This is a genomic window from Curtobacterium sp. Leaf261, assembly GCF_001422205.1.
Lineage (GTDB): Bacteria > Actinomycetota > Actinomycetes > Actinomycetales > Microbacteriaceae > Curtobacterium.
In genome coordinates this window covers 40,203-54,136 of record NZ_LMMJ01000001.1, presented here as the reverse complement: position 1 = coordinate 54,136, position 13,934 = coordinate 40,203, and the positions used below count along the sequence as shown (strand labels likewise).

11 protein-coding genes and 1 tRNA gene are annotated in these 13,934 nt (G+C 71.7%); 2 read left to right on the top strand and 10 right to left on the bottom strand.

Annotated features, from left to right (window positions below; all coding sequences use genetic code 11):
* Positions 1 to 64: 64 nt before the first annotated feature.
* From prmC to argS, 9 genes are all read right to left on the bottom strand, one after another.
* The gene (gene prmC, locus ASF23_RS00235; RefSeq protein ID WP_055948954.1) at positions 65 to 898 is read right to left on the bottom strand and encodes a peptide chain release factor N(5)-glutamine methyltransferase; all 834 of its coding nucleotides are present in this window, start codon (positions 896 to 898) and stop codon (positions 65 to 67) included.
* Positions 899 to 1,002: 104 nt separating this feature from the next.
* Entirely contained in the window at positions 1,003 to 2,085 is a 1,083-nt protein-coding gene (gene prfA / locus ASF23_RS00230; protein ID WP_055947348.1) for a peptide chain release factor 1, read from the bottom strand.
* A 3-nt stretch (positions 2,086 to 2,088) separates the two neighbouring features.
* Entirely contained in the window at positions 2,089 to 4,467 is a 2,379-nt protein-coding gene (gene rho, locus ASF23_RS00225; protein WP_055947345.1) for a transcription termination factor Rho, read from the bottom strand.
* A gap of 234 nt (positions 4,468 to 4,701) precedes the next feature.
* Complete coding sequence (thrB, locus tag ASF23_RS00220) at positions 4,702 to 5,709, bottom strand: homoserine kinase (protein ID WP_055948951.1); 1,008 nt, start codon at positions 5,707 to 5,709, stop codon at positions 4,702 to 4,704.
* A 14-nt stretch (positions 5,710 to 5,723) separates the two neighbouring features.
* Positions 5,724 to 6,830: a threonine synthase gene (gene thrC / locus ASF23_RS00215; protein WP_055947341.1), complete on the bottom strand. Its 1,107-nt coding sequence runs from the start codon at positions 6,828 to 6,830 to the stop codon at positions 5,724 to 5,726.
* Entirely contained in the window at positions 6,830 to 8,149 is a 1,320-nt protein-coding gene (locus ASF23_RS00210) for a homoserine dehydrogenase (protein ID WP_055947339.1), read from the bottom strand. The genes thrC and ASF23_RS00210 overlap by 1 nt, the downstream gene beginning before the upstream one ends.
* Before the next feature lie 33 nt (positions 8,150 to 8,182).
* Positions 8,183 to 9,625 (bottom strand): diaminopimelate decarboxylase, encoded by a 1,443-nt coding sequence (lysA, locus tag ASF23_RS00205; protein ID WP_055947336.1) that lies wholly within the window; start codon positions 9,623 to 9,625, stop codon positions 8,183 to 8,185.
* Between the two features lie 108 nt (positions 9,626 to 9,733).
* Positions 9,734 to 10,510 (bottom strand): LmeA family phospholipid-binding protein, encoded by a 777-nt coding sequence (locus ASF23_RS00200; protein WP_055947333.1) that lies wholly within the window; start codon positions 10,508 to 10,510, stop codon positions 9,734 to 9,736.
* Between the two features lie 91 nt (positions 10,511 to 10,601).
* Positions 10,602 to 12,275, bottom strand: coding sequence for an arginine--tRNA ligase (gene argS, locus ASF23_RS00195; RefSeq protein ID WP_055947328.1), 1,674 nt, complete (start codon positions 12,273 to 12,275; stop codon positions 10,602 to 10,604).
* A gap of 84 nt (positions 12,276 to 12,359) precedes the next feature.
* On the opposite strand from argS, the gene ASF23_RS00190 reads away from it, so the two are divergent.
* On the top strand, positions 12,360 to 12,971 hold the full coding sequence (locus ASF23_RS00190; RefSeq protein ID WP_055947325.1) for a hypothetical protein: 612 nt from the start codon (positions 12,360 to 12,362) through the stop codon (positions 12,969 to 12,971).
* Between the two features lie 56 nt (positions 12,972 to 13,027).
* On the opposite strand, the gene ASF23_RS00185 is transcribed toward ASF23_RS00190, so the two are convergent.
* Positions 13,028 to 13,759, bottom strand: coding sequence for a gamma-glutamyl-gamma-aminobutyrate hydrolase family protein (locus tag ASF23_RS00185; protein WP_055947318.1), 732 nt, complete (start codon positions 13,757 to 13,759; stop codon positions 13,028 to 13,030).
* Between the two features lie 81 nt (positions 13,760 to 13,840).
* Here ASF23_RS00185 and ASF23_RS00180 point away from each other — a divergent pair.
* A tRNA-Arg gene (locus tag ASF23_RS00180) sits at positions 13,841 to 13,915 on the top strand.
* Positions 13,916 to 13,934 lie beyond the last annotated feature (19 nt).

The window sequence follows — 13,934 nt, the reverse complement described above, 5'->3', positions numbered from 1 at the left end:
GGACGGACGCGCGTGTTCAGAACACCTCGGCTCCGCCTGACGGGAGGCCCGGTGCACGCCCGCCTCAGCGCGTCGCGGTGGTCGTGCGGTCGCGCCCGGTGAGGTCGGCGTGCGTCTCCGGGCTCCGGAAGCCGTGCTCGACGAGGACCGCGCGGACGTCCGCACCCTGGTGTTCGGCGTGCTCGACGACGAGCGCACCACCGGGCACGAGCAACCGCCGCGCGGTGACCGCGAGGGCGCGGACGGCGTCGAGCCCGTCCGGACCGCCGAAGAGCGCCATCGCCGGATCGTGGTCGCGGACCTCGGGATCACGGGGCACCATGGCGTCGGGCACGTAGGGCGGGTTCGACACCACGACGGACACGAGACCGTCGAGCTCCGGGAACGCGTCCGCGAGGTCGCCCTCGACCAGCCGGACCGTGCCCCCGTGCGCGTCGACGTTCCGACGCGTCCACGGCATCGCCTCGGCCGAGCGTTCGACCGCGTACACGAGGGCGTTCGGCACCTCGGTGTCCATCGCGAGTGCGATCGCGCCGCTGCCGGTGCCGAGGTCGACCGCGATCGGCTCCGGCAGCGCGACGGCCCGGAGCGCGTCGATCGCGAACTGCGCCACCGACTCGGTCTCCGGGCGCGGCACGAAGACCCCGGGCCCGACGGCGAGCGTCAGGAGCCGGAAGTGCGCCTGCCCGGTGATGTGCTGGAGCGGCTCGCGGGTGACGCGCCGGGCGACGGCGGTCCGGAAGGCGTCGACGTGCGACGGCTGGATCGCTCCCCCGGTCATCGCGCGCGCCTGCACGGCTCCCCGCGAGGTGTCGGTCGCCCACGCGAGGAGCAGCTCGGCGTCGACGTCCGGGGACGGCACACCCGCGGCGGCCAGCGCCGCGGCCGCCTGCTGCAGGAGCTGCGATGCGCCGTACTGGAGGGACGGTGCGGGCTGGTGCCGCGCCTCCCGTCCGACGTCAGGAGCGTCCGCCGGACCCGCGCCCGGCACGCCGGGACCGGTCACGCGGACTGGTCGCCGATGACGGCGAGCCGTGCCTCTTCATCGGCACGGATGCAGGACTCGACGACGGGCTCGAGCGCGCCGTCCATCACGCGGTCGAGGTCGTACGACTTGTACCCGGTGCGGTGGTCGGCGATGCGGTTCTCCGGGAAGTTGTAGGTGCGGATCCGCTCCGACCGGTCCATCCCGCGGATCTGCGACTTGCGGGCGTCGGACGCCAGCGCGTCGATCTCCTCCTGCTGCTTGGCGAGGATCCGGGCACGGAGCACCCGCATGCCGGCCTCACGGTTCTGCAGCTGCGACTTCTCGTTCTGCATCGCGACCGTGATGCCGGTCGGCAGGTGGGTGATGCGGACCGCGGAGTCCGTCGTGTTCACCGACTGGCCGCCGGGACCCGACGATCGGTACACGTCGATCTTGAGGTCGTTCTGGTTGATCTCGACCTCCTCCGGCTCGTCCACCTCGGGGAACACCAGCACGCCCGTGGTCGACGTGTGGATCCGGCCCTGGGACTCCGTCGCCGGGACACGCTGCACGCGGTGCACGCCACCCTCGTACTTGAGGTTCGCCCAGACGCCCTGCGCGGGGTCGGTCGAGTTCGACTTGATCGCGACCTGGACGTCCTTGAAGCCGCCGAGGTCGGAGTCCGTCTTGTCGAGGAGCTCGACCTTCCAGCCCTTCGACTCCGCGTAGTGCGTGTACATCCGGAGGAGGTCCGCCGCGAACAGTGCGCTCTCGGCACCGCCCTCGCCGCCCTTGATCTCCATGATGACGTCGCGGCCGTCGTCGGGGTCGCGCGGGATGAGCAGTCGGCGGAGGCGCTCCTGCGTCTCCGCGAGGTGCTCCTCGAGCGACGGGACCTCCGCCGCGAAGGCCTCGTCCTCGCGGGCGAGCTCCTTCGCAGCGTCGAGGTCCTCGCCCGCCGCCGTCCACGCCTCGTGGGCCGCCTTGATACGACTCACCTCGGCGTACCGACGGTTGATCTTCTTCGCCCTGGCCGCGTCCGCGTGAACGGCGGGATCGGACAGCTGCTGCGTCAGATCCTCGTGTTCGGCCAGCAGCACGGCTACCGACTCGAACACGCGCTACTCCGAGTGTCCGTTGTGACCGGCACCCGTGGCGGGCACCGACTTCTGGACCTGGACGAGGAACTCCACGTTCGACTGCGTCTCCCTGAGGTTCCGCAGCACGATCTCGAGCGCCTGCTGCGGGTCGAGGCCTGCCAGGGCACGGCGGAGACGCCAGGTGATCTTCACCTCGTCGTTGCTCAGCAGCATCTCCTCGCGGCGGGTGCCGGACGCGTTGACGTCCACCGCCGGGAAGATCCGCTTGTCCGCCAGGTGACGGTTGAGGCGGAGCTCCATGTTGCCGGTGCCCTTGAACTCCTCGAAGATCACCTCGTCCATCTTCGAGCCGGTCTCGACGAGCGCCGTCGCGAGGATGGTGAGCGAGCCACCGTTCTCGATGTTGCGCGCCGCACCGAAGAAGCGCTTCGGCGGGTACAGGGCCGCCGAGTCCACGCCGCCGGAGAGCACACGACCGGAGGCCGGCGTGCTGAGGTTGTACGCGCGACCGAGGCGGGTGATCGAGTCGAGGAGCAGGACGACGTCGTGGCCGAGCTCGACGAGGCGCTTGGCACGCTCGATGGCGAGCTCCGCGACCGTCGTGTGGTCCTCGGCAGGGCGGTCGAACGTCGAGGCGATGACCTCGCCCTTGACCGTCCGCTGCATGTCGGTGACCTCTTCGGGACGCTCGTCCACGAGGACGACCATCAGGTGGACCTCGGGGTTGTTCTTCGAGATCGCGTTCGCGATGGCCTGGAGCGCGACGGTCTTGCCGGCCTTGGGCGGCGAGACGATGAGGCCGCGCTGACCCTTGCCGATCGGGGCGACGAGGTCGATGATCCGCGTCGACAGCTTGCCCGGCTCGGTCTCGAGGCGGAGTCGCTCCTGTGGGTACAGCGGCGTCAGGTCGCCGAACTCGACGCGGGCGCCCGCCTCGTCCGGGGTCTGACCGTTGATCGAGTCGATCTTGACGAGGGCGTTGTACTTCTGACGGCCCTGGTGGTCGTTCTCGCGCGGCTGCTTGATCGAGCCGACGACGGCGTCGCCCTTGCGGAGGTTGTACTTCTTGACCTGGCCGAGGGAGACGTAGACGTCGCTCGGACCCGCGAGGTAGCCCGTGGTGCGGACGAAGGCGTAGTTGTCGAGGACGTCGAGGATGCCGGCGATCGGGATGAGGACGTCGTCCTCGGTGATCTCCGGCTCGAGGTCGTCGTTCTGCGTGCCACGGCCGCGCTTGCGGTCGCGCTGGCGGCGGGAGCCACGGCCGTCGTCCTGCTGGTCGCCGTTCTGGCCGCCCGCGTTCTGCGGCCCGTTCTGCTGGGCCTTGTCCTGCTGGCCGTTCTGCTGGGCCCTGTCCTGCTGGCCGTTCTGCTGGCCGTTCTGCTGGGCCTTGTCCTGCTGACCGTTCTGCTGGCCGTTGTTCTGCTTGGCCTGGGCCTGGCCGTTCTGCTGCGCCTGACCCTGGTTCTGGCCGTTCTGCGGGGCCTTGCCCTGCTGGTTCTTGTCACCGGCCTGCTGACCGCCGTCCTTGGCTGCCTGCTGGTCGCCGGTCTCGCCGTTGTTGCGGTCGCGCCCACGGCCGCGGCCACGGCTGCGGCGGCCACGACGCTCGCCCTGCTGGTCGTCGCCGGACGTGTTCTCGGCGTCCGAGCCCTCGGTGGAACCCGAGACGTCGGTGCCGGTGGCGTCGGCGCTGGTCTGGTCGGTGCCCGGGGCATCGGCACTCGACCGTGCCGCGTCGGTGCCGGCTGCTGCGTCGGTGCCGGCTGCTGCGGCATCGGTCGCCGCAGCCTCGGACGCTGCCGGAGCCTCGGTGCGGGCCTGACGCCCGCGGCGGCGCTGCCCGGCTGCGGGCGCACCGTCCTGCTCCTGCTTGTCCTTGTCGGCTCGGACAGCGTCGAGCCCGGCGAGCAGGTCCTCGGTGCCGGTCTGGCCGGCGTTCGTGTGCGAGGCCGCCGAGGTCGGGGCGGCTGCCGAGGTCGGCGCGGTGGCCGCGGTGTCGGCGGACGTGGTGTCGGCGGACGGCGTGACGCTGCCGCCGCTCTGGACACGGCGCGAGCGGCCACGACCGGAGGACTTGGCGGGCGCCTCGACGGAGGCCGCGGGGGCGTCGTCGGTGGCCGGAGCGGAGGTTGCCTGGGTCGGGACAGCGGGTGCCTCGACCGGCGCTGCGCTCGCGGGGGCGGCAGCGGTCGTGTCCGTCGCGGCGGGGCTCGCGGCGGCGGAGTTCGCTGCGGCGCGCTTGTCCTCGATGAGGGCGATGAGGTCGCCCTTGCGGAGCTTGGAGAGTCCGGTGATGCCGAACTCGACCGCCATGCGCTGGAGCTCCGGGAGACGGAGCGAACGCAGGTCGATCGTGGGGTCTGCTGCGGCGTCCGCAGCAGTGGTGACGTCGGTCAAGAGTGGTGTTCCTTTCGGACCGCAGAACGCGGAGAGTTTCACCGTTTCCCTGGCGGTTCCGCACGCGGGACGGGATGACCCACGCGGCAACGTGACCGTCGATAGGACGACGGCTTGGGAAACGGGTTCTGAAAGAGATGTGCCCCGAGCACCGGAACCATGGGACCTGCAGGCTTCCCCGGTGCAGCGAGTCCGACGTCGATCTGGATCCTGGTGGATCTCGACCGGTGTCGATCAGTGCTGCGGGAGGACGACCTGCGGGAGTTCCGACTGTGGCGGGTGCGGCACAACTGTAGCACCTCCGAGATCGACGGCCAGCATGAGCGGCGTCCACACCGAGTCCGCGTGTTGCTCCACGAGCGCGGCGGCGGTGAGTCGCTGCGCCGGGTCGCTGCCGAGTACGAGGAGGCTCGGTCCGGCGCCCGACACCACGGCCGCGAGTGCCTCGGACCGGAGCAGCCGGATGAGGGAGTCCGTCTCGGGCATCGCGCTCGCACGGTAGCTCTGGTGCAGCCGGTCCTCGGTCGCGGCGAGCAGCAGCTCGGGGCTCTGGATGAGGGCTGCGACGAGGAGTGCCGACCGTGACACGTTGAAGGTCGCGTCCTCGTGCGGCACCTGCGCCGGCTGCAGGCTCCTGGCGAGCTTCGTGGACAGGGTCGAGGCGGGCACGAACACCACCGGCGAGACGCCGCGATGCACGAGCAGGCGCTTGTACGCCGGACCCTCGTCCGTCATCCACGCGATGGTGAGACCCCCGAAGAGCGCCGGTGCGACGTTGTCGGGGTGCCCCTCCATGTCGGTCGCGATGCCGAGCATGATCGACGCGGACAGGTCGGCGATCCCCGCAACGAGCCCGCGGGCCGCCATCAGTCCCGCCACGATCGCCGCGGCGGAGGACCCGAGGCCGCGACCGTGCGGGATGGTGTTGGTGGCGACCAGGTCGAGCCCGGGCTGCGGGACGCCGACGGCCTCGAACCCCCGTCGGATCGCGCGCACCACGAGGTTCTCGTCGTCGGTCGCGACCTCGCCCTCGCCGACGCCGTGCACCACGACGGTCGCCCCGGGTTCGGCACGCACGCGGACCTCGATGTCGTCGTAGAGCGACAGCGCCAGGCCGAGCGTGTCGAACCCCGGGCCGAGGTTGGCCGTGGTGGCGGGGACGCGGACCCGGACGGCCCGTCCGGTCGGTACAGCACTCGCGGCGCGATGTGGCCGCTCCGGTGCGGCGTCGAGGTTCGACACCGGGCGGCCGATGGTCACCGGGGTTCCCCGGCCGTGCCGCTCGGGGTGGCGGAGACGAGCCCGAGGACGTCCGCGATGGCACGGGTGTCGACCGGCACGACGGTCGGTGCGACCTCGCCCCCGTCGGCGTTCTTGAGCGCCCACTGCGGGTCCTTCAGGCCGTGGCCGGTGACGGTCAGCACGACCGTCGCGCCCTTCGGCACCTGACCCGCGTCCGCGCGCTCGAGCAGCCCGGCGACGCTGATCGCCGAGGCGGGCTCGACGAACACGCCGACCTCCGCCGAGAGGATGCGCTGCGCAGCGAGGATGCCGTCGTCGTCGATGGCACCGAAGTAGCCGTCGGTCTCTTCCCTGGCCTCGAGCGCGAACGCCCAGGACGCCGGGTTGCCGATGCGGATCGCGCTGGCCAGGGTCTCCGGGTGCTTGACGACCTCGCCGCGGACGATGGGCGCGGACCCGGCGGCCTGGAACCCGAACATGCGCGGGAGCTTCGTCGTGCGTCCGGCAGCGAGGTCCTCGCGGTAACCCCGGGAGTACGCCGTGTAGTTGCCGGCGTTGCCGACGGGCAGGAAGTGGAAGTCCGGGGCGTCGCCGAGCACGTCGACGACCTCGAAGGCCGCGGTCTTCTGCCCCTCGATGCGGTCGTTGTTGACCGAGTTGACGAGGTGCACCGGGTAGTTCGCCGCGAGGTCGCGCGCGATGTCCAGGCAGTCGTCGAAGTTGCCCTGGACCTGGAGCAGCTGGGCGTCGTGGGCCACGGCCTGACTCAGCTTGCCCATGGCGATCTTGCCCTCGGGGACCAGGACCGCGGCGGTGATGCCCGCGTGTGTGGCGTACGCGGCCGCAGAGGCGGACGTGTTGCCCGTGGAGGCACAGATGACGGCCCTTGCGCCGTGCTCGACGGCCTTCGAGATCGCCATGGTCATCCCGCGGTCCTTGAAGGAGCCGGTCGGGTTCATGCCCTCGAACTTGACGTACACGTCCGCACCGGTCCGCTCCGAGAGCGCTCGGGCCGGGATGAGCGGGGTCCCGCCCTCGCCCAGGGTGACGATCGGGGTCGCGTCGGTGACGTCGAGACGGTCGGCGTATTCGCGCAGGACACCCTGCCACTGGTGGGCCATCAGGCTCCCTCTACTCTCAGGACACTCGTGACCTCGGTCACGACGGACTCGTTGCGCAGCGCCGCGACGGTCGCTGCGAGGTCGGACTCTCGGGCGCGGTGCGTCCCGATCACCAGCGTAGCGGTGGCCGCTCCCCCGTCGGCGCCGACGGTCGCGGCGGTCTGCTCGACCGTCTCGACACTCACGCCGTGGTGCGCGAGGACTCCGGCGACCGCCGACAGCACACCCGGTGCATCCGCCACGTGCAGGGTGATCTGGTAGCTCGTGGACACCGCCCCGATCGGGAACACCGGGAGGTTGGACCGGGTCGACTCGGCGATCCCCGGTCCCCCGATGACGTGGCGTCGTGCCGCGGAGACGAGGTCGCCGAGGACCGCGGACGCCGTCTCGACGCCTCCGGCACCCGCGCCGTAGAACATCAGGTCGCCGGCGGCCTCGGCCTCGACGAACACCGCGTTCTTCGCACCGTGCACCGAGGCGAGCGGGTGGCCCTCCGGCACGAGCGCCGGGTAGACCCGCGCGCTGACGCCCTCGACGCCGTCGCTGTCGGTGAGCCGCTCGCAGAGCGCGAGGATCTTGACGACGTACCCGGCTTTCCGGGCGGCGCGCACCTGCTCGATCGTGACGTTCGTGATGCCCTCGCGGTGCACGGCGACCAGGGGCACCGCGGTGTGGAACGCGATCGAGGCCAGGATCGCGGCCTTCTGCGCCGCGTCGTAGCCCTCGATGTCCGCCGTCGGGTCGGCCTCGGCGTACCCGAGCTCGGTGGCCGTGCGGAGCGCGTCGTCGAACGTCGCACCCTCGCGGTCCATCAGGTCGAGGATGAAGTTCGTGGTGCCGTTGACGATCCCCATGATGCGCTCGATGCGGTCGCCCGCGAGCGAGTCGTGGAGCGGCCGGATGATCGGGATCGCACCCGCGACGGCAGCCTCGTAGTAGAGCTGTGCGCCGACCTGCTCGGCCGCCGCGAAGAGCTCGGGGCCGTGGGTCGCGAGCAGTGCCTTGTTGCCGGTGACGACGTCGGCGCCGGAGCCGAGCGCCTGCAGCACGAGGGTCCGGGCCGGCTCGATGCCGCCGATGAGCTCGACGACGATGTCCGCGCCGAGGATCAGGGACTCCGCGTCCGTCGTGAACAGCTCGCGCGGCAGGTCGACGTCACGCTGGGCCTCGAGGTCGCGGACGGCGATCCCGACGAGCTCGAGCCCGGCGCCGGCGCGCGATGCGAGCTCGTCCCCGTGCTCGAGCAGCAGACGGGCGACCTGCGAGCCGACGGATCCGGCTCCGAGCAGGGCGACGCGGACGTTGCGGTATTCGATCATGTCGTGCAGGTACCTCGGGTCGGGTCGTGGTGGTCAGCGTGCCGCGGTCGGGTGCGCGACGATGCCGGTGTCGCGGGCGAGCAGGTCGTCGATCGTCTCGCCCCGCACGAGGATACGGGCTGTCCCGTCGGCCACGGCGACGACGGGCGGGCGTCCGACGTGGTTGTAGTTGCTCGACAGGCTCCAGCAGTACGCGCCCGTCGCGGCGACCGCGAGCACGTCGCCACGACGGACGTCGCCGGGCAGGTACTCGTCGTGCACGACGATGTCACCGCTCTCGCAGTGCTTGCCGGCGACCCGCACGAGCACCGGGTCCGCTGACGAGCTCCTGGCGAGGCGCGCGGTGTACGCGGCGTCGTAGAGGGCGGGCCTGGCGTTGTCGCTCATCCCACCGTCGACACTCACGTACGTGCGGACCGCTGAGCCCCCCGTCGCCGAGCCACCCCCGGCCGCACCGTCCGGCAGCGCGACCTCCACCGGCTTGATCGTCCCGACCGAGTAGAGGGTGACGCCGGCCGGCCCGACGATGTACCGACCCGGCTCGACGGCGATCACCGGCACGTCGATGCCCCGGTCGGCACACTCCGCGCCGACGATCCGCGCGAGCGCCTCGGCGATGTCCTCCGGCGCGAACGCACTGTCGGCCTCGGTGTAGTCGATCCCCCAGCCGCCGCCGAGGTTGAGCTCGGGGACCGGGCCGTCGGCGAGCAGGGCGGCGTGCACCTCCATGAGGCGCTTGGCGGCCTCGCGGAACCCGGACTCGTCGAAGATCTGCGACCCGATGTGCGAGTGCAGCCCGACGAACGCCAACGACGCGTGCGCACGCGCCGCCGTCGCCGCCCGGACCGCCTCGGCCAACGGGATGCCGAACTTCTGGTCCTCGCGCGCGGTCGCGAGGTACTCGTGCGTCGACGCGTGCACCCCGCTGTTGATCCGGATCCGGATCCGCTGCACGACCCCGGCTGCCGCGGCGGCTGCGGCGAGCCGCTCGATCTCCTCGTGACTGTCGGCCACGATCGTGCCCACCCCGACCCGCACGGCCTCGGCGATCTCGGCGTCGGACTTGTTGTTGCCGTGGAACCCGAGTCGGCCGGGATCGACACCCCCGGCGAGGGCGACCGCGAGCTCTCCCCCGGTGCACACGTCGACACGGAGGTCGGCCTCCGCCATCCACGCGGCCACCTGGGTCGTCAGGAACGCCTTGGCGGCGTAGTACACCTGCGTGGTCGTGCCGATCCTGGCGAAGGCGTCCTCGAACGCGTTCCGGACCCGGACCGCGCGCGACTGCACGTCGCGCTCGTCGACGACGTACAGCGGGCTCCCGAACCGGGCGACGAGGTCGTCGGCGGTGATGCCACCGAGCACGAGGGCACCGTCGTCCGTGCGGGTGGCCGACGCGGGCCAGATCCTGGTCACCAGGGCGTTCGCATCCGCGGGGACCGCGAGCCGGGCGGGGGCGAGGGGGTTCTCGGTCACGCGCGCCAGCCTACCGAGCCGAGCCGTCCCTCCAGTCCGATGTGACGTCCGCGACGCGGGCCGGGAGGCACGACACGCGTCCGACGCGCGGCCACCGGCCGCCACCGGTCAGGACGGGCAGGTCCCGGTCTTCCGGAGACCCTGCTCGGACAGTGGCAGGTGCGACGCCGTCACCCGGACCGCCGCGGTCGTCGCACCGATGTCGATCGACCGGAGCCGGAGCGCCTCGGGCAGGTACTTGGCGGTGCAGACGTCGATCGCCTTGCCGGACACGCCCGGGATGTTCCCCCCGACGTCGATGCCGAGCTTGCTGTTCGTGACGCTGACCTTCTGCGGGGTGACCGTCACACCCTGCCCGTTCGACGCCGCGGCGAGGTCGGCGAGCACGCGGTAGTCGATCGCGAACCCGAGGAACTTCGTCGACCCGCTGTAGGCGACGCCGCCCTTCCGGAGGGTGATGTCGCCGGAGACCTGGTCGAGCACACCGCGGTCCTTGATCGACGAGCCGGCGAGGGTCACGCGCCCGTCGATCGCCCCGGTCGAGCCCTGCCCGTCGACCGGCACGTCGCGGACCCGCGCGTCGACGGCGAGCGGGATGCCCTGGACGGTGATCCGCTTCGAGGTGATCGTGACGTCGTCGAGCGAACCGGCGAGCAGCTGCGGGATGACCACACCGTCGGCGTGCGCATCGACCTGCCCGGTGGTGCCCTCCGGCAGCGCCTGCTCGACCTGGTCCGCGACCATCCGGTCGACGACCCCGCGGAGGACGAACTCCGCGACGACCACCAGGACCGCGAGGACCACGACGACGGCGATCACCCAGATGAGGGCGGTGCGGCCGGTGTGCTTCGTCCGGGCGGGCTGCTCGGGGGTGACGGTGCTCATCCATCGATCCTGGCAGGTGATCCCGCACGTTCGTGGGGTTCCGCCCACGCCGACCCGCACGGACGTGCAGTTGCACGCACCTCGCGCACGGCTACATGCGCTCCGGAGCCGTCACGCCGAGCATCGTCAGCCCGTTCCGGATGACCTGCCCGGTGGCGTCGTTCAGCCACAGCCGCGTGCGGTTGACGTCCGTCACCGACGCATCGCCGAGCGGGGTGACCCGGCAGGCGTCGTACCAGCGGTGGTAGAGCCCGGCGAGCTGCTCGACGTACCGGGCGATCCGGTGCGGCTCCCGGAGCTCCGCGGCGTGCCGGACGATCCGCGGGAACTCGGCAAGGGCCCCGAGGAGCGCGCCCTCGGTCTCGTGTGTCAGGAGCGATGCGTCGAAGACGGACCGGTCGACGCCGCTCGCCGCGGCGTTCCGGTCGACCGCGCAGGTCCTGGCGTGGGCGTACTGGACATAGAACACGGGATTGTCGTTCGTGCGCTTGACGAGCAGGTCGAGGTCGATGTCGATCGCGGTGTCGGACGCGAACCGGACGAGCGAGTACCTGCCCGCGTCCACGCCGACCGCGTCGACGAGGTCCTCCATGGTGACGACCGTGCCCGCGCGCTTGGACATCCGGACCGGCTCACCGTCCTTCAGGAGGTTGACCATCTGCCCGATGAGGATCTCGAGGTTCACTCCTGGCTCGTCGCCGAACGCCGCGCACATCGCCATCATCCGGCCGATGTAGCCGTGGTGGTCGGCGCCGAGCATGATGAGGTTCCGGTCGAACCCGCGCTCGCGCTTGTCGAGGTAGTAGGCCAGGTCGCCGGCGATGTACGCCGGCTGCCCGTCGGACTTGATGACGACGCGGTCGCGGTCGTCCCCGAAGGTCGTCGTCCGGAGCCAGGTGGCGTCCTCGGCCTCGTACACGTGGCCGAGCTCCCGGAGGCGCGCGAGGGCACGCTCGACCGCCTTCGACTCGTGCAGCGAGTTCTCGTGGAAGTAGACGTCGAAGTCGACGCCGAAGTCGTGGAGGGACGCCTTGATGTCCGCGAACATGAACTCGACGCCCTCGCGCCGGAACAGCTCCTGCGCCTCGTCACGCGGCATGTCCCTGACGTCGGTGGCACCCGCGTCACGGGTCGCGAGGACCCGTGCGGCGATCTCGGCGATGTACCCGCCGCCGTAGCCGTCGTCCGGGGTCGGCTCACCGAGGGCGCTCGCGAGGAGCGACCTGGCGAACCGGTCGATCTGCCCGCCGTGGTCGTTGAAGTAGTACTCGCGGGTGACGAGCCCGCCCTGGGCCGCGAAGACCCTGGCGAGGCTGTCGCCGACGGCCGCCCAGCGGACGCCGCCCATGTGGATCGGTCCGGTCGGGTTCGCCGAGACGAACTCCAGGTCGATCCGGACACCGTCGTACAGGTCGCCGTTCCCGAACGCGGTGCCGGTCTCGACGATCGTGCGGGCGATCTCACCGGCGGCAGCGGCCTCGAGCGTGATGTTGATGAACCCGGGGCCCGCGACGTCCACCGACGCGACGCCGTCGAGCTCGGTGAGCTCCCCGGCGATCTCGGTCGCGAGTTCCCGCGGGTTCGTGCCGAGGCGCTTGGCCAGCTGCATCGCGGCGTTCGAGGCCCAGTCGCCGTGGGCACGGTTCCGGGGACGGTCGAGCACCACGTGGGTCTCGGAGACCGGCACGGTGTCGCTCGCGCCGCGTCGCTCGACGATCCCGGCGAGGATCGACAGGTACGCGGTGGAGAGTTCGGCAGGGGTCACCCGCCGATTGTACGGGGATCGAGGGGTACCGGACCGCCGCGCACGTGGAGCATCCCGCCGTCGGCATGCGACATCATGGGTCCCATGACCACCCGCACGACCCGCAGGGCGATCACCGCCGTGACCATCGCACTCGTCGGTGCCGTCGTCCTCGCAGGCTGCACGGACGACGCGGCCGGCGGGTCACCGAGCGGCTCCGGCCAGGGCTCCGGCAGCGGCTCAGCGGCTCCGAAGCCCGTCGGGAGCCGCGTCGACATCGACTGCGACGTGCTCGTGCCGCAGTCCGTGTTCGCCGCGTACGGGGAGACGTTCACGCTGGTCACCGACGCCACTCCTCAGAAGGACACCCCCGCGGCCGACATCGCGGCGCAGCGCGGGCAGGTGTGCGTCTGGCGGAACGGCGGCCGCGACACGACGGTGACCCTCGCGGTGGCCGACCTGCCGGACGCAGCGATCACGAAGCTCGAGGACTCGCTGTTCGAGGACAGCAACAGCGTGCCGACCTACACCGTCGAGGGCTACTTCGACGTGACCGGTGGGCTCGGTCGTGCGGACGCATTCGTCGCCCCGTACTGGGTGAACGTCGAGTCGGCCCTCTTCACCGAACCCGGGACCGCACAACCGGTCGTCGACAGCGTCCGTGCGGCACTCGCCGGGTCGTCGTCACCGAGCGCGACGGCCTCCACGACCCCGTAGGGGCGACCCTGGTCCGACACCGGTCCGACACCGGTCCGGCGCAGGTCCGCCGCGGTTCAGCGCGTGGACGCCCGGAGGGCCGCGCGCAGCAGGTCCTCGAGCACGTCGCCCACCGCACCGGTGTCCTCGGGGTGCCACTGCACGCACCAGAGCGGCGCGCGCTCGTGCTCGATCGCCTCGACCGTGCCGTCGGGAGCGGCACCGACCGCGACGAGTCCCGCCCCGAGTGCCCCGACGGCCTGGTGGTGCGACGACCGCACCGTGAACGACGTCGCGCCGAGGGCCTCGGCGACCGCGCTGCCCTGCCGGAGGGTCACGGCGTGGTCCACCATGCTCTCCGTCGGGACACCGGCCCGGACGTGCCCGCCTGCCTCGAGGTGCTGCACGAGGTCGCCGCCGAGCGCGACGTTCACCACCTGCATCCCCCGGCAGATGCCCACCGTCGGGAGACCGTCACGCACCGCCCGACGCACGAGGGCGATCTGCGCGGCGTCGGCGGCCCGGAAGAACTGCCCGGCGTCCTGGTAGTCGGGCCGGCCGCCGTAGAACTCCGGCGCGACGTCCTCGCCGCCGGTGACGACCACGGCGTCCGCGTCGGCCGTCGCGGCGAGGAGGCCGTCCGCGCCGAGCTGCTCGGCCGCGAGGAGCACCGGCTCGAACCCGACCTGCTCCGCCGCCAGGGCGACACGGGTCGTCAGGGTCGTCAGGACGCCGTGGAACACCGGGTCGGTGCGGCCGGAGTCGCTGACGTCGACGACGGCGAGCACCGGGCGACGGATGTCGGTCATGACCCGATCCTGGCAGACGACGGCGGCGACCGCTGTGTCGGGGAGGACGTCTCGGACCTGCTACGGTTGGACGACCCACGAGCCCCCTTAGCTCAGGGGATAGAGCACTGCCCTCCGGAGGCAGGGGCGTAGGTTCGAATCCTACAGGGGGCACCAGGAACGCGTAGCGTTCGGC

Bases quoted from the DNA above. Each gene is read 5' to 3' on its own strand.
- ASF23_RS00200 (WP_055947333.1), bottom strand. From the start codon at position 10,510: ATGAGCACCGTCACCCCCGAGCAGCCCGCCCGGACGAAGCACACCGGC.
- ASF23_RS00185 (WP_055947318.1), bottom strand. From the start codon at position 13,759: ATGACCGACATCCGTCGCCCGGTGCTCGCCGTCGTCGACGTCAGCGAC.
- ASF23_RS00210 (WP_055947339.1), bottom strand. From the start codon at position 8,149: ATGATCGAATACCGCAACGTCCGCGTCGCCCTGCTCGGAGCCGGATCC.
- thrC (WP_055947341.1), bottom strand. From the start codon at position 6,830: ATGGCCCACCAGTGGCAGGGTGTCCTGCGCGAATACGCCGACCGTCTC.
- ASF23_RS00190 (WP_055947325.1), top strand. From the start codon at position 12,360: ATGACCACCCGCACGACCCGCAGGGCGATCACCGCCGTGACCATCGCA.